Here is an 18,794-nt window from a genome sequence, read left to right as displayed (position 1 = left end):
GCTTTATGAGGGCTTGTCACCTCGGCCCAGGCGGCCCTTGCAGAGCGGCGTGCAGGACGCGAAGAATTCGCACGGCGCTATCATCGACCTTGTAGACAATGATGTACCTGCGGTGGACGATCATCTCGTGGGTGCCCGCGAGCCGACCTCGCCGACCGAGTGCGGGATGAGCCACCAAGCGGGCGGCCCTCTCGGTAAACCGCTTATCCAACGCAATGGCAGCCGCCGGATTGTCGGCTTCGATATAATCGTAGATCGCGTCGCGGTCCTGAAGCGCTTCGAGCGTCCAGACCAACGCCTTCATTTCGCGGCGTCGAGTCGCCGCTGTGTGGCTGCCCGCTTGGCAGCGAACCGGGCTTCGACATCCTCGGCAGAGATGACACGGCCGCTCTGGGCGGAATCCAGCCCAATCTGAACCTGCCGGCGAAACCAAGCCTCATGCTCCGTTTCGTCCCGTTGCTGTTGGACATACGCCTGCATGAATTCACGCAAGAGCTGAGCGCTGTTGCGATCCCGGTCCTGTGCTGCCTGAGAAAACGCGTTCTTCAGGGTTTCATCGACCTGAAAGGTAAACGTCGCCTCGCCCAAAGTCGTCGTCCCTAAGCTCGACGGACCATCTCCAAGATCGTTGGAGGCTAACACATCGTAGCCACCTGGAAAACGGCCGGATCCGAATGCCTGATCGTCAGACCCGACCCGGTTCCTCGGTTCTCAATCCGTCTCTCCGTCCAATCCGAGCCAATGCCGGCCGTCCCGGGCCAAGAGCTCGTCGGCCTCCTTGGGGCCGGCGCTTCCGGCCGGGTAGAAGGCCACCTGTGCCTGGGGCCAACCCTTGAGCAGCGGGTCCACCGCCGCCCAGCCGGCCTCGATGTTGTCGGCTCGCTGGAACAGGGTCGCGTCGCCGGTCATGCAATCGTACAGCAGCGTCTCGTAGCCGACATTCGGCGTGTCGGCGAAGAAATCCTTGTAGCGGAAGCCGGAGCGCACCCGCCCGATCTTCATCTGCGGCCCCGGCACCTTCACGTTGAATTCGGTGCTCACCCCGTGATCCGGGTCGATCAGGATCCGCATCACGGTCGGCCCCAGATCGGCCGTCGGCGTGTCCTCGAACATCTTGAACGGGGCCGGCTTGAACAGCACCGCGATCTCGGTGCGCCGCCCCGTCATGCGCTTGCCGGTGCGGATGTAGAAGGGCACCCCCGCCCAGCGCCAGTTCTCGATGTGGAGCTTCAACGCGATGTAGGTCTCGGTGACCGAGTCCTTGGCGACATGCGGCTCGTCCCGGTAGGCGGGCACGTCGCGCCCCTCCGCGGTGCCGGCCGTGTACTGACCGCGTACCGCGTCCTCGGGCGGGATCGGCCGCACGGCCTCGGCGAGCTTGGCCTTCTCGGTGCGCACGGCCTCCGCGTCGAAGGAGTTCGGCGGCTCCATGCCGACCATGCAGAGGAGCTGGAACATGTGGTTCGGGACCATGTCGCGCAGCGCGCCCGTCGGCTCGTAGAACCCCCCGCGCTCCTCAACGCCCACCGTCTCGGCCGCCGTGATCTGGATGCTGTCGATGTATTCCCGCCGCCAGACCGGCTCCAGCAGCCCATTGGCGAAACGGAACGCCATGATCGACTGCACCGTCTCCTTCCCCAGGAAATGATCGATCCGGAAAAACTGGCTCTCGTCGCCCTGTTTCAGGATGCGGGCGTTGAGGTCCCGGGCCGAGGCGAGGTCGGAGCCGAACGGTTTTTCGATCACCACGCGACGGAAGGTGTCGCCCTCCTGCTTGAGCAGGCCGGCTTGGCCCAGCCCGTCCACGATCGTCCCGAAGAACCGCGCCGCCACCGCGCAATAGAACACCGCATTGCCGGTGATCCTCTGCTTCACGGCCTCGAAGGTCTCGGGCTTCTCGAAATCGCCCTTCAGGTAGTGCAGGCGCTCGCGGATGAAGCCCCAGCTCGTTTGATCGATATGGTCCGCATGGAACTCCGAGGTCGGGTCCTTGCTGAACGCCTCCAGGGTCTTGGTAAGATTGTCGCGCAGCGACTCATCGGTGCCCTCGCCATGGTCGACGCCGAGGATCGAGAACCCATCCGAGAGAAGCCCCGCGCCCGCGAGGTTGTAGAGGGAGGGCATCAGCAGGCGCTTCGTCAGGTCACCGCCCGCGCCGAAGATCACCAGCGTGCAGGGGGGCGCCGGCTTGGTGCCGCAGGCCGCATCGTTCTTGAGAGCTGTCGTCTGCTCGGCCATCCCCGACTCCCGTCCGTCTGCGGTGCAGCAAACCGGCGGGACAACCCGCCGCAGCAAGGGCCGTTCCGGCTCCGGGCCCGCATCGCCACACGCCCGCATGCGCGAAGCACTGTCCACGCTGTCCGAGCGCGCTCTATGCTCGGCTGATTCTCGGATCGCGGAGACCCGCATGCATACGCACTCGCTCGAACCCTGGACCCACAGTCACACCTTCCTGGGGGCGCGGCACGACCGGCACGCGCGCCGGACCCGGGCGGTGGTCGCGCTCACCGCCGCCATGATGGTGGGCGAGATCGTTGGTGGCACGTGGTTCGGCTCCATGGCGCTGGTGGCCGATGGCTGGCACATGTCGACCCATGCGGCGGCGCTCGGCATCGCGGCGCTCGCCTATCATTTCGCCCGGCGCCACGCCGATGATCCCCGGTTCAGCTTCGGCACCGGCAAGTTCGGGGATCTGGCGGCCTTTGCCAGCGCGATCCTCCTTGGGCTGATCGCGCTCTTGATCGGTGCCGAGAGTCTCGACCGTCTGCTTCACCCGGTGGCGATCGGCTTCGGGCAGGCGATCCCGATCGCGGTGCTGGGCCTTGCCGTGAACGTCGCCAGCGTCTGGCTGCTGCACGACGACCACCACGATCATGACGCGGCGCATGGTGGGCACGGGCACGGCGGCCATTCCCACAGCGGCCATTCCCACGGCGGCCACAGGGGGCACGCCCACGGCGGCCATGACGCCAACTTCCGGGCCGCCTACGTCCACGTTCTCGCGGATGCGTTGACCTCCGTCCTGGCCATCGCGGCCCTGCTCGGCGGGCGCTATCTCGGCCTCGCTTGGCTCGATCCGGCTATGGGCCTCGTCGGCACGGTCGTGATCCTGGCGTGGTCATGGAGCCTGCTGCGCACCGCCGGTCTCGTTCTCCTCGACGCCCGGCCCTCGCCCGCCGCCACCCGGGAGATCCGCGAGCGGCTGGAGACCGGCGGCGACCGGGTCAGCGATCTGCATCTCTGGCAGGTGGGCCCGGGCCACCGCGCCGCCGTGATCGCGCTCGTCAGCGACGATCCCCAGCCGCCGGCCCACTACAAGGCGCGGCTGGCTGGCCTGCGGGGACTGAGCCACGTGACGGTCGAGGTGCAGCCCTGCCCGGGCCACACGGCCGAAACGTAACGGGGTCCCAAAGGGCGGGCCCTTTGGTGGGGTGTCAGGGTGAAACCCCGGCCTACGGATCCTAGACCTCCGAGAGGGGATCCAGGATCCGTACAGCAGGGCTCTGCCCTGCACCCGCAAAAGGGACTTGTCCCTTTTGAAACCCGGGACCGCCCGTCGGGCTCTACTCGTCCGGGCGGACCGCCTGACCGCCCCGGTCGATCGGCAGGCTTGGGCCCTTCAGCTCGGAATCGCTCGGCAGGGAGCGCACGTCCCAGCCGCCGCCGAGCGCCCGGATCAGGGTCACCGCCGCGGTGAAGCGGCTGAGCCGGACCTGCAGGGCGTTGATCTCGTTGGTCACGAGCAGGCCCTGCGCGGTCACCACGGTGGTGAAGTTCTGGGTGCCGGCCCGGTACTCGTTGAGCGTGATCTCCACCGCCTTGCGCGACAGCTCGACCGCCTTGTCCTGCGCGGCCTGCTGCTGGCCGAGGATGCGCAGGGCCGCCATCTGGTTCTCGACCTCCGCGTAGGCCGCCAGCACCACCTGCCGGTAGCTGGCCACCTGCGCGTCGTAGGCGGCCTCGGCCGAGCGCAGGGCCGCCGTGCGGGCGCCGCCGTCGAACAGCACCTCGCTGGCCGAGCCCGCCACCGACCAGAACTGGTTGGCGGCCGAGAACAGACCGGTGCGGGTAAGCCCCGAGACGCCGCCCTGGGCCGAGATCGTCACAGTGGGGAAGAACGCCGCCACCGCCACGCCGATGCGCTCGCTCTGCGCCTGGACGAGGCGCTCGGCCTGGGCGACGTCCGGGCGCCGCTCCAGCAGATCGCCGGGGATGCCGACCGGTACGGCGGGGGGATTACGGCTGATGCCGGAGACCGGGATCGACACCTCGGAGGGCGGGCGCCCGATCAGGGTGGCGATGGCGTTCACGTACTGCACCCGGGTCAGCCGCACCGCGATGGCCTGGGCCTCGATGGTCTGGACCTGGGTTTGCGCAGTGATGACATCGGACCGGGCCGCCACGCCCGCGGCATACTGGTTCTCGGTGATCTGCGCGGTCTTCCTGAAGTTCTCGACATTCTCGTCGAGCACCCGCTGGAGGGAATCGGCGTAGCGGACGGTCAGGTAATCGGCCGCGACCTCGGCCTGGATGGTCAGGCGGGTCAGGGCGATCGTGGCGGCGTCGGATTGGGCGAGTGCCGCCTCGCTCTCGATGGTGCGGCGGGTGCCGCCGAACAGGTCGAGCTGCCAACTCGCTTGGCCGATCAGGGACTCGCTGGTGCGGACGGTGCTGCCGGTGCCGCTGCGGGTGATGCTCGGGGCGCCGATCACCGTCGGGTACAGGGCGGCCTGCGCGGAGGCGACCAGCGCCCGCGCCTGCCGATAGTTCGCCACCGCCTGCCGAAGCGACTGGTTGTCGACGTCGACGAGGCGGATCAACCGGTCGAGGGTCGGATCCCGGAAGACCCGCCACCAATCGCCCCGCTCGACGGCGTCGCTCGGCCGGGCCTCGCGGAACCCCTTCTTGCGGGCGCCGATGTAGGCCGGGCTGTCCTCTCGAACGCCGCCCTGCTTGTAGCCGAGCGGCGTCTCCACGGAGGGCCGGGAATAGTCGGGGCCGACCACGCAGCCAGTCATGAGGGGGGCGGCGAGGAGGAGGGCGGCGAAGCTGGAGAGCCCGCGATGGGTGGGGAGCGCACTGCCCACCCTGAACCTCATCCTGAGGTGCCGGAGCGGAGCGCACGCCTCGACGGAGCCTTCCAGCCGGCCGTGCGATCCCTGGAGCCCTCCTTCGAGGCGGCTTCGCCGCACCTCAGGATGAGGGTGTGGGTTGGACCAACCCACGCGGCTCATCGCGGCCGCCGATGTTTCACGTGAAACCTTAACCATCATTCTCCGGCCGGCAGGGCTGCTTCTCCGCCCCGTCCGGCGCGCCTGCGGCGGTCGAGCACCCTGTGCCTGAGTCGGTCAAGGGTGAGATACACGACGGGGGTGGTGTAGAGCGTCAGGATCTGGCTCACGATCAACCCGCCCACGATGGCGATGCCCAGCGGCCGGCGCAGCTCCGCGCCCTCGCCGTTGGCCAGGATCAACGGCACGGCGCCGAGCATCGCCGCCAGCGTGGTCATCATGATCGGCCGGAAGCGCAGGAGACAGGCCTCCCGGATCGCATCCACGGGATTCGCGCCCCGGGTCCGCTCGGAATCGATCGCCACGTCGATCATCATGATCGCGTTCTTCTTCACGATGCCGATCAGCAGGAACACCGCGATCAGCGCGATGATGGTGAAGTCGGTCCCCGTCACCAGCAGGGCCAGCACCGCGCCGACGCCGGCCGAGGGGAGGGTGGAGAGAATCGTGAGCGGGTGCACGAAGCTCTCGTACAGGATCCCCAGCACCGCGTAGACCGCCAGGATCGCCGCCAGGATCAGCAGCGGCTGGCGCGAGGCCGAGGCGACGTAGTTCTTGGCGGCGCCCGCATACTCGCCGTGGATCGTGGCCGGCAGGTGCAGGTTGGCCATCGCCCGGTCGATGGCGTCGGTCGCGTCCGACAGGCTCTTGCCCGGGGCGAGGTTGAACGAGATCGTGGTCGCCACGAACAGGCCCTGGTGGCTGACCTGCGTGGGGGCGTTGCCGGGCTCGATCCGCGCGAAGGCCGAGAGCGGGACCATGGTCTCCTTGGCGGCCGAGACCGGGGCGCTCGACGAGGCGCCGCCCTTCGAGGCCGCGATGGCGTTGGAGGAGGCGTTGCGGGCGGAATCCGACGCGATGGCGGCGGCGTTCGAGGCGGTGTCGGCCGTGCTGGCGGACGCGGCCGCCGCGGCGGCGCCCGTGCTTCCAGATGCGGCGCCGACCGCCCCCGAGCCAGCGGAGGCGCCGGACGCGGACGCCGCGCTGCCCGGGCTGCTGGTGCCGGTCGCCGCATTGGTGTTGACGCCGCCCGCCGTCGCCACCGTGCCGGCCACCGCGTTGGTGGTGGCCGAACCGGCCGCGTTGCCGCCCGAGGTCGAGACGTAGATCTGCTTCAGCGTCTCCGGCGTCTCCAGGTAGCGCGGCGCGATCTCCATCACGACGTGGTACTGGTTCAGCGGGTTGTAGATCGTCGAGACCTGCCGCTGCCCGAAGGCATCGTAGAGGGTGTTGTCGATCTTGTTCGGCGTGATGCCGTAGCGGAAGGCCGTGTTGCGGTCGATCACGACCCGGCTCTCCAGGCCGCCCTCCTGCTGGTCGGAGGTCACGTCCGCGAAGGTCGGGTCCTTCTGGAGGGCCGCCACCAGCTTCGGGGCGGCGGCGAACAGCTCCTCGGGGGTGTCGCCTTGGAGGGTGTACTGGTACTGGGCGAAGCTCTGGCGGCCGCCCATCTGCAGGTCCTGGCGCGGGAAGACGTAGAGCCGTGCGCCCGCGACCTGGGCGAGCTTCGGCCGCAGCCGGGCCATCACGGCGGAGATCGGCGCCCGCTCGTTGAGGGGTTTGAGGCCGACGAACACGTTGGCCGAGTTGGTGCCGCGCCCACCCGTGAAGCCCACGACGCTCTCGATCGCCGGATCCGCGCCGACGATTGCGGCCGCCTGCTTGAGCTTCTGCTCCATCGACTGGAACGAGATGCGCTGGTCGGCCTGGACGCCGCCCATCATCTGGCCGGTATCCTGCTCAGGGAAGAAGCCCTTCGGGACGATGATATAGAGGTAGACGTTGAGCCCCACCGTGGCGAGCAGGGTCAGCAGCACTAGGCGCGGATGAGCGAGCGCCACCTCCAGCGTCCGCGCATAGGCGCCGAGCAGCCGGGAGAAGCCGCCCTCCAGCATCCGGATCAGTAGGTTCGGCCGCCGCCCTGATGCCGGTGCCCCATCCGGACCGTGCCCCTCGGCCCGGAGCAGCCGGGCGCACATCATCGGCGTGGTTGTGAGCGAGAGAACCAAGGAAATCAGGATCGACAGCGACAGGGTCACCGAAAATTCCTGGAAGATGCGGCCGACGAGGCCGCCCATCAGCAGGATCGGCAGGAACACCGCGATGAGCGACAGGCTCATCGAGATCACCGTGAAGCCGACCTCCCGGGCGCCGATCAGCGCCGCCTGGAGCCGGGGCTTGCCCGCCTCGATGTGCCGCTGGACGTTCTCCAGCACCACGATGGCGTCGTCGACCACGAAGCCGGTGCCGATGATCAGCGCGGTGAGGGACAGGATGTTGAGCGAGTAGCCGAGCAGGTACATCGCCGAGAAGGTGCCGATGATCGAGATCGGCACGGCGACCGCCGGGATCAGCGTGGCCCGCCAGGAGCGCAGGAAGCCGAACACCACCAGGATCACGAGGCCGACCGCCACGAGCAGCGTCTCCTCGGTGGCCGAGAGGGAGGCGCGGATGGTCGCGCTGCGGTCGCCGGTGAGCTTGATATCGATGCCGCCGGGCAGCGCCGCGGTGATCTGTGGCAGGGCCTCCTTCACGGCCTTGATGGTCTCGACCACGTTGGCGCCGGGCTGCTTATAGACGAACAGCAGCACGCCGGGCTTGCCGTTGACGATGCCGAGGTTGCGCTTGTCCTCAACCCCGTCGAGCACCTGGCCGACATCGGTGAGCTTCACCGCGGCGCCATTGCGGTAGGCCACGATGATGTCGCGGTAATCGGCGGCCTTCCGACCCTGGTCGTTGGCGTAGAGCTGGTAGCGCCGGTCGCCCGCGTCGATCTCGCCCTTGGGCGAATTGGCGTTGGCCGAGGCGAGCGCGGCGCGGATACCCTCAAGGCCGATGCCGTAATTGAACAGGGCCGTAGGATCGAGCTCGACCCGCACCGCCGGCAGGGACGAGCCGCCGATATCGACGTTGCCGACGCCCGGCAGCTGCGACAGCTTCTGCTGCACCACGGTGGCGGCGGAATCGTAGACCTGGCCGCGGGTGAGCGTGTCCGAGGTCATGCCGAGGATGATGATCGGCGTGTCGGCGGGGTTGAACTTCCGGTAGGTCGGGTTCTGGCGGAGCGCCGTCGGCAGGTCGGCACGCGCCGCGTTGATGGCAGCCTGGACGTCGCGGGCGGCGCCGTCGATGTCGCGGTTGAGGCCGAACAGCAGCACGATCCGGGTGGAGCCCAGCGTATTGGTGGACGTCATCTCGTTGACGTCCGCGATGGCGCCGAGCCGCCGCTCCAAGGGCGCCGCCACCGTGGTGGCCATGGTGTCGGGGGAGGCCCCGGCCATCTGGGCCTGAACCAAGATGACCGGGAAGTCGATCTGCGGCAGCGGTGCCACCGGCAGCTTCAGAAAGGCGAACAGCCCGGCAAGCAGCACGCCGATGGTGAGCAGCGTGGTCGCCACCGGCCGCCGGATGAACGGCTCGGAGATGTTCACGGGCGGGGGCTCCCGTGGGCTGGCGCATCCTGATCGAAAGAAGAACGATCGGCCCAGCGCATCTCCCTCCCCCCTCTGCGGGGGAGGGTGGCCCCTGCGTCAGCAGGGGTCGGGAGAGGGGACGCGGCTTCAGAATGAGGCGCGGCCTGCATGACGGGCACAGCCTCGTTCTGCACCGTTGCTCCCCTCTCCCCCCCTGCTGCGCAGGGTACCCTCCCCCGCAGAGAGGGGAGGGAGGAGCTTTGACTTGTCTTTGTCGCGACGGCTTCAGCAACTCTATCAAGCACAGCGTCCAGATTGCTCAGCACAAGCTCGTTTGGGAAGCGCAGAATCGTGAACCCTTGGCCTTTCAGCCAAGCATCGCGCTTCGCATCGCGGAGACGACGCGCCTCGGTCTCGTGCGGCTCGCCATCCAGTTCGACGATCAGGCGTGCGGAGGCACAGAGGAAATCGGCAATGTATGGCGGGATCGGAACCTGCCGCCGGAACTTCAGCCCGTGGAAGCGCCCGGCGCGCACCTGCTGCCAGACGGCATCCTCGGCGCGGGTGTAGAATCGCCGCTGCTTGCGGGCGAAGGCGCGCAGGCGCGGATCGGGCTTGCCAGGACGCTGGCCGTTCAGAGGTATTTCTGAGTCGGACCTGCCACACGCTTTCCCTCCCCCCTCTGCGGGGGAGGGTGGCCCCCGAAGGGGGTCGGGAGAGGGGAGCGACGCATCCGGAAAGGTCGTGACGAACCTCAGATCCTGAACCGTCGCGCTGCCCCTCTCCCGACCCCTGCTGACGCCGGGGCCACCCTCCCCCGCAGAGGGGGGAGGGGGTGAGGCGGCATCGTCCCGCTTCATCATGGCAGCACCTCGCCGCCCTCAATCTCCGGCCGCCGCCCGGAAATCCGCCGCTCCAGCCGGTCGAACGCCAGATAGATCACCGGCGTCGTGAACAGCGTCAGCACCTGGCTGACGATCAGGCCGCCCGCGATGCAGATGCCGAGCGGCTGGCGCAGCTCCGAGCCGACGCCGGTGCCGAGGATCAGCGGCACCGCCGCGAAGAGCGCCGCCAGCGTCGTCATCAGGATCGGTCGGAAGCGCAGCAGGCAGGCCTGGAAGATCGCGTCCCGGGGATCGAGCCCGTCCTCACGCTCCGCCTGGAGCGCGAAGTCGATCATCATGATGGCGTTCTTCTTCACGATGCCGATCAAGAGCACGATGCCGATCACCGCGATGATGTCGAGCGACAGCCCGAACAGCATCAGGCCGAGCAGTGCCCCGATCCCCGCCGAGGGCAGGGTCGAGAGGATCGTGATCGGGTGGATGAAGCTCTCGTAGAGCACGCCCAGCACGATGTAGACGGTGACGATCGCCGCCAGCACCAGGAACAGCTCGTTGCTGAGCGCCGCCTGGAAGGCGAAGACCGAACCCTGCGGTACCACCCGGAACGAGGGCGGCAGGCCGATCGCGACCTTGGCCTGATCGATCGCCTCGACCGCCTGCCCCAGGGCCGCGCCGGGCGCGAGGTTGAACGACACGGTGGTGGCCGGGAACTGGCCGAGATGCGAGATCAGCAAAGGCGCCCGCCGCTCGCTGATCCGCGCCACGGCCGAGAGCGGCACTTGCCCGTTCGTCGCCGTCGAGGAGGGCAGGTAGATCGAATCGAGGCTGCGGAGCGTCGTGTGCAGCTTCGGGTCCGCCTCCAGGATCACCCGGTACTGGTTGGACTGGGTGAAGATCGTCGAGATGATCCGCTGCCCGAAGGCGTCGTAGAGGGCGTTGTCGATGGTGGCGGGGGTGATGCCGTAGCGGCCGGCGGTGGGCCGGTCGATGGTCACGTAGGCGGCGAGCCCCTGGCCCTGGTGGTCGCTCGCCACGTCCCTGACCACGGGCGATTGCGCCAAGGCCTCGGTGAAGCGCGGCACCCAGGTCTCGAAATCGTCGATGTTCGGGCTCTCCAGGATCACTTGGTACTGGGTCGCGGAGACCGCGGTGTCGATGGTCAGGTCCTGGACCGGCTGCATGTAGAGCCGCATGCCGGGCTGGTTGGCGGCGGCCGCCGAGATCCGCCGGATGATCGCGCTGGCGGACGCCGTGCGCGCCTCCCGGGGCTTCAGGTTGATCAGCATCCGGCCGGAATTGAGCGTGACGTTCTGGCCGTCGACCCCGATGAACGAAGACAGGCTCGCCACGTCCGGGTCCTTCAGGACGATCTCGGCCATCCGCTGCTGGCGCTCGGCCATGGCGGCATAGGAGACCGACTGATCGGCCTGGGTGATGCCCTGGATCACGCCCGTATCCTGCACGGGGAAGAAGCCTTTTGGGATCACCATGAACAGGTAGACGGTGAGGGCGAGGGTCCCCAACGCCACCAGCAGCGTCAGGCCCTGGTGGTTCAGCACCACCCGGAGCGCCCGGCCATAGGCCTCGATCGTGCCGTCGATGGCGCGGCGCCCGAGGCGGCCGATCGCGCCCTCCCGGCGGCGGTGTCCCGCCTCGGGGACGTGCTTCAGGAGCCGGGCGCAGAGCATCGGCACCAGGGTCAGCGACACCACCGCCGAGATGACGATGGTCGCCGCGAGCGTGATGGCGAATTCGTGGAACAGCCGTCCGACCACGTCGCCCATGAACAGGAGCGGGATCAGCACGGCGATCAGCGAGACGGTCAGCGAGATGATGGTGAAGCCGATCTCGCGGGAGCCCTTGAGCGCCGCCTCCAGGGGCGAATCGCCGGCCTCCACGTGCCGGGCGATGTTCTCGATCACCACGATGGCATCATCGACCACGAAGCCGGTGGCGATGGTGAGCGCCATCAGCGACAGGTTGTCGAGGGAGAAGCCGTAGAGGTCCATCACCGACAGGGCGCCGACCAGCGACAGGGGCACCGACAGGCTCGGGATCAGGGTCGCCGACAGGCTGCGCAGGAACAGGAAGATCACCAGCACGACGAGCGCGATGGCGAGGCCGAGCTCGAACTGCACGTCCTCCACGGAGGCGCGGATCGTGTTGGTCCGGTCGGTGAGCGGCGCCACCGCCACGGCGGCCGGCAGGCTCGCCTGGAGCTGCGGCAGCAGGGATTTGATCTTGTCGACGGTCGCGATGACGTTGGCGCCGGGCTGGCGCTGGATGTTGAGGATTACCGCCGGCGTCGTGTCGGCCCAGGCGCCGAGCTTGGTGTTCTCCGGCCCCTCGACCACGTCGGCCACCTCCGAGAGCATCACCGGAGCGCCGTTGCGGTAGGCAATGATCGCCGAATTGTAGGCCTTCGGGTCGCGGATCTGGTCGTTGGCGTTGATCGCGTAGGATTGCTTCGGCCCGTCGATCGTGCCCTTCGGCGTGTTGACGTTGAGGTTGGTGATGGTGGTGCGCAGGTCGTCGATGTTGAGCCCGTAGGCGGCGAGCGCCCGGGCGTTGAACCGCACCCGCACGGAGGGCCGCTGGCCGCCCGAGATGCTCACGAGGCCGACCCCCGCCACCTGGCTGATCTTCTGGGCCAACCGTGACTCGGCAAGGTCGCGCACCTGGGTCAGCGGCAGGGTCTTGGAGGTGAGCGCGAGCGTCAGGACCGGCGCGTCGGCCGGGTTGACCTTGGCGTAGATCGGCGGCGCCGGCAGGTCCGAGGGCAGGAGGTTGCCGGCCGCGTTGATCGCCGCCTGGACCTGCTGCTCGGCGATGTCGAGCGGCAGGTCCAGGCTGAACTGCAGGGTGATGACCGAGGCCCCTGCGGAGGATTGCGAGGTCATCTGGTTGAGGTTGGCGAGCTGGCCGAACTGCCGCTCCAGCGGCGCCGTGACCGAGGAGGTCATCACCTCGGGGCTGGCACCGGGATAGAAGGTCTGGATCTGGATCGTCGGGTAATCGACCGACGGCAACGCCGAGATCGGCAGGCTCAGGTACGACACGCCGCCGACGATCAGGATCGCCAGCATCAGCAGCGTCGTGGCGACCGGGCGGAGGATGAAGAGGCGGGACGGGTTCATGGACGCGCCGCCTTTTTCCCCTCTCCCCGCGCGCGGGGAGAGGCCCGCAGGCACCTTGTCGTGCCTGCGGGAAGCGGAGGCGTAGCCGCAGCGGCGGTGAGGGGGTGCCGCAGGATGAGGCTCCTACGGCCAAGCCCCCTCACCTTCGGCTGCCGCCTCGCTCCGGCGACGACGAGGTCGCCGGAGCCCTCTCCCCGCGCGCGGGGAGAGGGGAGGAAGCCGCACACGCGCGCTGCCAACCGCCTCACTGCGCCTGACGGCGCCGGTGCCGACGACCGCCCTCCGTTGTCCCTTGCGAGTCCGCCGTGCCGTCGGCCGGCGCCCCGGACTTCACCTCACCCGTGCCGTCCGGCTTCGCCTCCGCGGCCTTGCCCGCATCGGCCTGCGCGCCCTCGGTGATGCGCACCGGCGCGCCGTCCTTCAGCCGGTCGGTGCCGTCCGTGACGACACGGTCGCCCGGGTTCAGGCCGGAGACCACCACGGTGTGGGTCCCGTCGGTCTCGCCGGTCTTGATCGGCCGGACCGTGACCTTGTTGTCCCCGTCCATCAGGTAGACGTAGGTGCCGGGCGTGCCCTGGAGCAGGGCGGCGTTCGGCACCAGCGTCGCGCCCCGCACCGTGTCGACCGTCAGTTTCGCGTTGACGAACTGGTTCGGGAACAACTCCTCGTCGCCGTTGTCGAACAGCGCGCGCAGCTTCACCGTGCCAGTGGTCGTGTCGATCTGGTTGTCGACCGTGTCGAGCCGGCCGGTGGCGATCTCGTGGGCGTCGCCGCGATCGTAGGCCCGCACGGTGAGCTTCGCGCCGGCCCGCACCTGCCGCATCACCCGCGCGACGTCGTCCTCCGGCAGGGTGAACACCACCGAGATCGGGTGGAGCTGGGTCACCACCACGATCGCCGTCGAGGCGGCCGAGATGTAGTTGCCCTGGTCGACCTGCCGTAGGCCGACCCGCCCGTCCACCGGCGACGTGATGTGCGTGTAGGCGATGTTGAGCTTCTGCTGGTCGACCAGCGCCTGGTCGGCCGCGACTGTGCCCTCGTTCTGCTTCACCAGCGCAGCCTGCGTGTCGACGTTCTGCTTCGAGATCGAATCCTGCCGGTTCAGCGTCTGGTAGCGCTGAAGATCGAGCTTCGAGTTCTGCAGGAGCGCCTGATCGCGGGCGAGCTGGCCCTGGTACTGGGCGAGCAGGGCCTCGTAGGGCCGCGAATCGATCCGGGCGAGCTCGTCGCCCGCCTTGACCATCTGGCCTTCCCGGAACTGCACCTGCGTGAGGTAGCCGCTGATCTGCGACTTCACCGTCACGGTGGCCAGCGGCGTCACGGTGCCGAGGCCCTGGAGGATCACCGGCATGTCGCCGGTCGCGACCGTCGCGATGCCCACCGCCTGCGGCATGTCGGCCCCGCCGTGCCGGCCGCCGCGGCCGCCGGTCCGGTGCGCTGTCGCGGGCTCGGCCGCCTTGTCGGTCCGGGCCTCGTACCAGCGATGGCCGATCGCCCCGGCGCCGGCCAGCAGCACCAGGATCACGAGCCAGCGGATCGGCCGGAACCGCCGCGTCCGAACCTCGCGCGCGGGCGCCTCGCCGGGCTGGTAGGCGCGGGCCGTGTCGGTCCGGATCGGTGAACTCTCGTTCATGACTGACTCATGTCTGACGGGAGCCGAGCCCCATCACATCTGCGACGATGGAAGCTCCGGCCCTGCGTGTCCAAACCCCGTGCCGGCCCCCGCGACATCGGTCCCGGAGACTGGGTCTGAGGTCGTTGCCGTCCCGTGTCGCCGTATGGCGGAAACGACCCCTGGCGCCTGAGCCTAAACCCAGGATGTTATCTGGGGCCTGTACGGCTCCTGACCGCGGCGACATCTTCGCCGCCCGTGCGGTGCCTGATCGGTGCCCGCCCAATGCGCCGTCACTAGGGCGGCGAGGTTTCAGTCGTGTTGCTGGTGGTCCGGCTGCGGGACCGCATAGGCGCGCAGCACCGCCTGGAACGCCCCGTCCACGGGGGTCACCGGCACGGCGCGCCGCAGGGTCACGCCGAGACCGGCGATCAGCAGGGCGAGGAGAAGGCAGCGTGAGACCGTCCGCATCGTCGGTTCCGAACGGCCGCTGGCGGTCATGGCGCTGCGCCGTGACTGCTTCATCAGCCCGCCCATCCGTCATACGCCCCTAGGCGGCGATCCGAAGAGCCTAGCCCTAAAACGTCGAAAGGACCACCGACCCGCAAGTCGATGGTCCTCTCTGAGGACTGGAACGGCGTCCTGCTGACAGGGCGAGGGGGCGAAGCCCTGCCGGCAGGAGCGCCGTTCCAGCCGTGAGAGGAACCTACGATACGAGTGATGAAAGTCAACATTCGTCAGCCGTCCGTTTTCGGCGAGGCGGTGCGTCTGTGCGAAGGCGCACATTCCGCATTCCGCCACGGCCATGCTACAGGCCACCTATGCTGAGCCCGTTCCGGCCCGACCTTCCGTTCCGCCCCGCATGAACCCAGTCTTCGCGACGCTGCCCACGACGGTGTTCGAGACGATGTCGCGGCTCGCTCGGGCCCACAGCGCGATCAACCTCGGCCAGGGTTTCCCTGACGATCCCGGACCCGCCGATATCCGCCAGCACGGCGCCCGGGCCCTGGTCGATGGCTGGAACCAGTACCCGCCGATGATGGGCCTGCCGGCTCTGCGCGAGGCCGTGGCGGCGCATTACGCGGCGCATCAGGGGCTCACCCTCGATCCCGAGACCGAGGTGATGGTCACCTCCGGCGCCACCGAGGCGTTGGCCGGGGCGCTGCTCGCCCTGATCGAGCCCGGCGATGAGGTCGTGCTGTTTGCGCCCCTCTATGACGCCTACCTGCCGCTGGTCCGGCGCGCCGGGGGCGTGCCGCGGATCGTGACCCTGACGCCGCCGGCCTTCCGCCTCGACGAGGCCGCCCTGACGGCGGCCTTCAGCGACCGCACCAAGGTCGTGGTGCTGAACAACCCGCTCAACCCCAGCGCCACCCTATTCGGCCATGACGACCTCGCGCTGCTGGCCAAATTTTGCTGCCGCTTCGACGTGACCGCGCTCTGCGACGAGGTCTGGGAGCACGTGGTGTTCGACGGGACGCGCCACGTCCCGCTGATGGCGCTGCCCGGCATGCGCGAGCGGACGGTGAAGATCGGCTCGGCGGGCAAGATCTTCTCGCTCACCGGCTGGAAGGTCGGCTTCGTGATGGCCGATGCTCGGCTGATGCAGGGGCTCGCCAAGGCGCACCAGTTCCTCACCTTCACCACGCCGCCGAACCTGCAGGAGGCGGTGGCCTACGGCCTCGCCAAGCCGCCGGACTGGTTCGACGCCATGCGGGCCGGCTATGCGTGCTCCCGGGACCGGCTCGCCGACGGCCTGCGGGCGCTGGGCTTTCCCGTCCTGCCCGCGCAGGCGACGTGGTTCCTCAACATCGACATCGCGGGCCTCGGCCTGGGGGAGGATTTGGCGTTCTGCGAGGCGCTCGTCACCCGCCACGGTGTCGCGGCGATCCCGGTGAGCGCCTTCTACCCCGACGCCTCCGTGCGGACTCTCGTGCGCCTCTGCTTCGCCAAGGCGGACGCCACCCTGGATGCCGCCCTTGACCGGATGAGCGGTCTCGCCCGGAACGCCGCATGAGCCGCGCGCGCCCCGTCCTTGCGGGGATCCGACCGGGGGGCCACATCGTTGAATGCGATGGCTTCCCCACGGACCACAACCATGGATTTCACCCAGGCTCCCCCGGCCGGGCGCTTCGCCCGGGCCGAAACCACATCCGGCGGCCGACCGCCCTTCCTGTCGGCGGATCTCGGCCGCGAGGCGAGCCTCGCCCGGCTGGAGACGCTGGCCCATCTGATGGACACGGCGTTCATCATCCCGGGCATCAACCGGCGGGTCGGGTTCGACGCGCTGATCGGCCTCGTGCCGGTGATCGGCGACGTCGCCGGCATGGTGATTTCGTCCTTCATCGTCTACGAGGCCAAGCGCCTCGGGGCGCCGCGCTGGCTGGTGGCCCGGATGGGGCTCAACGTGGCCTTCGACGGGCTGCTGGGCGCGGTGCCGATCGCCGGCGACCTGTTCGACGCCGCCTTCAAGGCCAACCGCCGCAACGTCCGGCTGCTGCGCCACTGGATGGAGCGCAGCGGCGGTCTGCGCCCGAGCGAGATCGAGGGCACGGCGACCCGGCTCGACGGCTGAGGAAGTCTGTACGATCGCGTTTCAGCGTCCTCTCTCCCGCCTCCGCTGGCGAAGGCCTTTACCCTGCGCGTAGGGTAACGCGGCTGCCGAATGAGGCGCGGGTCCCCTCTCCCGATCGGGAGAGGGACAGGGTGAGGGTCGAGAACGTTCAGAATAAAGCGGACGCCGTCGGCGCGTCGACAGCGTGCCCTATCCGGCGCGTTCTCATCCCTCACCCCAACCCTCTCCCGCTCGGGAGAGGGGGCCTGTTGCGCTCTGTCGCCAGTGTCGGTGCCTGGCCGAGAGGCGTGAAGGTCCTTGCCCACAGAGGCGGGAGGGGGACGCGAGGACACGGCGCTCGGAGACCCCAGCGATGAACGAAGTCGCCCGCCCCGGCGAGAGCGCAGCCGTGCCGGCTCCGATGCCTGGTGCCCAGCCGATCGTGCTGCGGCCGGACGAGGGTGCTCCCCCGCCCCCCGCCCCGGCGGGACGGCGCGGCCTGTCGCCGATCAATCGGCGGCGGCTGGACAATTTCCGCCGCAACCGCCTCGGCTACGCGTCGTTCCTGATCTTCACGGTCCTGTTCGTCGCCAGCCTGTTCGCCGAGTTCATCGCCAACGACCGGCCGATCCTCCTGTCCTACAAGGGCGAGTGGCTGGTGCCGGTGCTGGTCGATTACCCGGAGGAGAAGTTCGGAGGCTTCCTCGCGCAGACCGATTACCGCTCCCCTGAGATCCGCAAGGAGATCGCCGAGAACGGTTGGGCGCTCTGGCCGGCGATCCGGTTCTCCTACGACACCATCAACGAGGATCTGCCGACCCCATCGCCGTCGCCGCCGACCTGGATGCTCACGGACGCCCAGTGCAAGCCGGTCGCGGAAAAACTCGGCGGCTCGACCTGCGCCGACATCCCCTGGCACTGGCTCGGCACCGACAACACCACCCGGGACGTGCTGGCGCGGGTGATCTACGGCTTTCGCATCTCGGTGCTGTTCGGCCTGATCCTGGCGGCGGTCTCCTCCGCCATCGGCGTGGTGGCGGGCGCCGTGCAGGGCTATTTCGGCGGCTGGGTCGATCTCGCCTTCCAGCGCTTCATCGAGGTCTGGGGCGGGATCCCGACCCTCTACCTGATCATCATCATCTCGGCCTTCATCGCCCCGGGCTTCTTCGTGTTGCTCGGGATCATGCTGTTGTTCTCCTGGGTGGCGCTGGTCAGCGTCGTGCGCGCCGAGTTCCTGCGTGCCCGGAACTTCGAATATGTCCGCGCCGCCCGGGCGCTGGGGCTGTCGAATATCCGGATCATGGCGGTTCACCTGCTGCCGAACGCCATGGTGGCGACGCTGACCTTCCTGCCGTTCATCCTGAACGGATCGATCACCACGCTGACCTCCCTGGATTTCCTCGGCTTCGGCCTGCCGCCGGGCTCGCCCTCGCTCGGGGAGCTGCTGGCGCAGGGCAAGGATAACCTGACCGCGCCCTGGCTCGGGCTCACGGGCTTCCTCGTGATCGCCGTGATGCTGAGCCTGCTGGTCTTCGCCGGCGAGGCTGTGCGCGATGCCTTCGACCCGCGCAAAACCTTCGTCTGATATCCGCCCGATAGGATCGCGCCGCGAATCATGAGGACCGCGATCGATGCCGAGTGACGCAGGTCCGCCTGCTCGTCACGAAATCTTGCACGAAGCGAGCGTATATTTTTAGCGGGACCGATGAACGCTGCCGCATGACCGTCCGAGACTGCGGCTGTTCCTGGGGTTAAAGGTCTCTGCCATCAACAAAAACTTGCCTTCAGGATCCGTGCAGAATTCAGCCGGCGGGCGGTTGTGAAGCGGCCGTGAAGTGCGTTCCAAATGTCGCCAATGCAACCGCACCCTGTAGGTATGCCAGGGTGATGCATACTTAGACTTTCGGCTGGGTCCAACGCGATATAGAGCTCACCTTGCTTT

The 18,794-nt window shown here is 68.5% G+C and carries 13 protein-coding genes; 4 read left to right on the top strand and 9 right to left on the bottom strand.

What is annotated here, in order from left to right; genetic code table 11:
- Positions 1-16: 16 nt before the first annotated feature.
- The 3 genes from BLQ49_RS13215 to zwf form a co-directional block, all read right to left on the bottom strand.
- Positions 17-304, bottom strand: coding sequence for a type II toxin-antitoxin system RelE/ParE family toxin (locus BLQ49_RS13215; protein WP_091716372.1), 288 nt, complete (start codon positions 302-304; stop codon positions 17-19).
- Complete coding sequence (locus BLQ49_RS13210) at positions 301-588, bottom strand: CopG family ribbon-helix-helix protein (protein ID WP_091716371.1); 288 nt, start codon at positions 586-588, stop codon at positions 301-303. Before BLQ49_RS13210 ends, BLQ49_RS13215 begins: the two co-directional genes overlap by 4 nt.
- A gap of 123 nt (positions 589-711) precedes the next feature.
- Positions 712-2,238, bottom strand: a complete 1,527-nt coding sequence (gene zwf, locus BLQ49_RS13205; RefSeq protein ID WP_091716370.1) for a glucose-6-phosphate dehydrogenase — start codon at positions 2,236-2,238, stop codon at positions 712-714.
- Positions 2,239-2,407: 169 nt separating this feature from the next.
- Between zwf and dmeF the strand changes: the two genes are divergently transcribed.
- Entirely contained in the window at positions 2,408-3,400 is a 993-nt protein-coding gene (gene dmeF, locus BLQ49_RS13200) for a CDF family Co(II)/Ni(II) efflux transporter DmeF (protein WP_091716369.1), read from the top strand.
- A 163-nt stretch (positions 3,401-3,563) separates the two neighbouring features.
- Here dmeF and BLQ49_RS13195 read toward each other — a convergent pair whose 3' ends face one another.
- From BLQ49_RS13195 to BLQ49_RS13160, 6 genes are all read right to left on the bottom strand, one after another.
- Positions 3,564-5,099: an efflux transporter outer membrane subunit gene (locus BLQ49_RS13195; protein ID WP_280140972.1), complete on the bottom strand. Its 1,536-nt coding sequence runs from the start codon at positions 5,097-5,099 to the stop codon at positions 3,564-3,566.
- 170 nt (positions 5,100-5,269) lie between these two features.
- Positions 5,270-8,722, bottom strand: coding sequence for an efflux RND transporter permease subunit (locus BLQ49_RS13185; RefSeq protein ID WP_091716366.1), 3,453 nt, complete (start codon positions 8,720-8,722; stop codon positions 5,270-5,272).
- Entirely contained in the window at positions 8,719-9,564 is an 846-nt protein-coding gene (locus BLQ49_RS13180; RefSeq protein ID WP_244507585.1) for an endonuclease domain-containing protein, read from the bottom strand. The genes BLQ49_RS13185 and BLQ49_RS13180 overlap by 4 nt, the downstream gene beginning before the upstream one ends.
- Complete coding sequence (locus BLQ49_RS13175; protein WP_091716484.1) at positions 9,564-12,686, bottom strand: MdtB/MuxB family multidrug efflux RND transporter permease subunit; 3,123 nt, start codon at positions 12,684-12,686, stop codon at positions 9,564-9,566. Before BLQ49_RS13175 ends, BLQ49_RS13180 begins: the two co-directional genes overlap by 1 nt.
- Positions 12,687-12,930: 244 nt before the next feature.
- Positions 12,931-14,319, bottom strand: coding sequence for an MdtA/MuxA family multidrug efflux RND transporter periplasmic adaptor subunit (locus BLQ49_RS13165; RefSeq protein ID WP_091716365.1), 1,389 nt, complete (start codon positions 14,317-14,319; stop codon positions 12,931-12,933).
- Positions 14,320-14,610: 291 nt separating this feature from the next.
- Positions 14,611-14,823, bottom strand: a complete 213-nt coding sequence (locus BLQ49_RS13160) for a hypothetical protein (RefSeq protein ID WP_244507572.1) — start codon at positions 14,821-14,823, stop codon at positions 14,611-14,613.
- Positions 14,824-15,160: 337 nt separating this feature from the next.
- On the opposite strand from BLQ49_RS13160, the gene BLQ49_RS13155 reads away from it, so the two are divergent.
- The 3 genes from BLQ49_RS13155 to BLQ49_RS13145 all read left to right on the top strand — a co-directional run bounded on the left by BLQ49_RS13155 (position 15,161) and on the right by BLQ49_RS13145 (position 18,437).
- On the top strand, positions 15,161-16,315 hold the full coding sequence (locus tag BLQ49_RS13155) for an aminotransferase (protein WP_091716364.1): 1,155 nt from the start codon (positions 15,161-15,163) through the stop codon (positions 16,313-16,315).
- An 81-nt stretch (positions 16,316-16,396) separates the two neighbouring features.
- Entirely contained in the window at positions 16,397-16,873 is a 477-nt protein-coding gene (locus BLQ49_RS13150; RefSeq protein WP_091716363.1) for a DUF4112 domain-containing protein, read from the top strand.
- 352 nt (positions 16,874-17,225) lie between these two features.
- Entirely contained in the window at positions 17,226-18,437 is a 1,212-nt protein-coding gene (locus tag BLQ49_RS13145; RefSeq protein ID WP_091716362.1) for an ABC transporter permease, read from the top strand.
- The last annotated feature ends 357 nt before the right edge of the window (positions 18,438-18,794 follow it).

It is taken from the genome of Methylobacterium phyllostachyos (assembly GCF_900103445.1).
Classification (GTDB): Bacteria; Pseudomonadota; Alphaproteobacteria; order Rhizobiales; family Beijerinckiaceae; genus Methylobacterium; species Methylobacterium phyllostachyos.
The sequence above is the reverse complement of the archived record's forward strand: the minus strand, read 5'-3'. Positions and strand labels throughout refer to the sequence as shown.

Coding starts and splice junctions, on each gene's coding strand:
- BLQ49_RS13150 (WP_091716363.1), top strand. CDS start 16,397: ATGGATTTCACCCAGGCTCCCCCGGCCGGGCGCTTCGCCCGGGCCGAA.
- BLQ49_RS13160 (WP_244507572.1), bottom strand. CDS start 14,823: ATGAAGCAGTCACGGCGCAGCGCCATGACCGCCAGCGGCCGTTCGGAA.
- BLQ49_RS13155 (WP_091716364.1), top strand. CDS start 15,161: ATGAACCCAGTCTTCGCGACGCTGCCCACGACGGTGTTCGAGACGATG.
- BLQ49_RS13145 (WP_091716362.1), top strand. CDS start 17,226: ATGAACGAAGTCGCCCGCCCCGGCGAGAGCGCAGCCGTGCCGGCTCCG.
- BLQ49_RS13195 (WP_280140972.1), bottom strand. CDS start 5,099: ATGAGGTTCAGGGTGGGCAGTGCGCTCCCCACCCATCGCGGGCTCTCC.
- zwf (WP_091716370.1), bottom strand. CDS start 2,238: ATGGCCGAGCAGACGACAGCTCTCAAGAACGATGCGGCCTGCGGCACC.
- dmeF (WP_091716369.1), top strand. CDS start 2,408: ATGCATACGCACTCGCTCGAACCCTGGACCCACAGTCACACCTTCCTG.
- BLQ49_RS13215 (WP_091716372.1), bottom strand. CDS start 304: ATGAAGGCGTTGGTCTGGACGCTCGAAGCGCTTCAGGACCGCGACGCG.
- BLQ49_RS13180 (WP_244507585.1), bottom strand. CDS start 9,564: ATGAAGCGGGACGATGCCGCCTCACCCCCTCCCCCCTCTGCGGGGGAG.
- BLQ49_RS13165 (WP_091716365.1), bottom strand. CDS start 14,319: ATGAACGAGAGTTCACCGATCCGGACCGACACGGCCCGCGCCTACCAG.
- BLQ49_RS13175 (WP_091716484.1), bottom strand. CDS start 12,686: ATGAACCCGTCCCGCCTCTTCATCCTCCGCCCGGTCGCCACGACGCTG.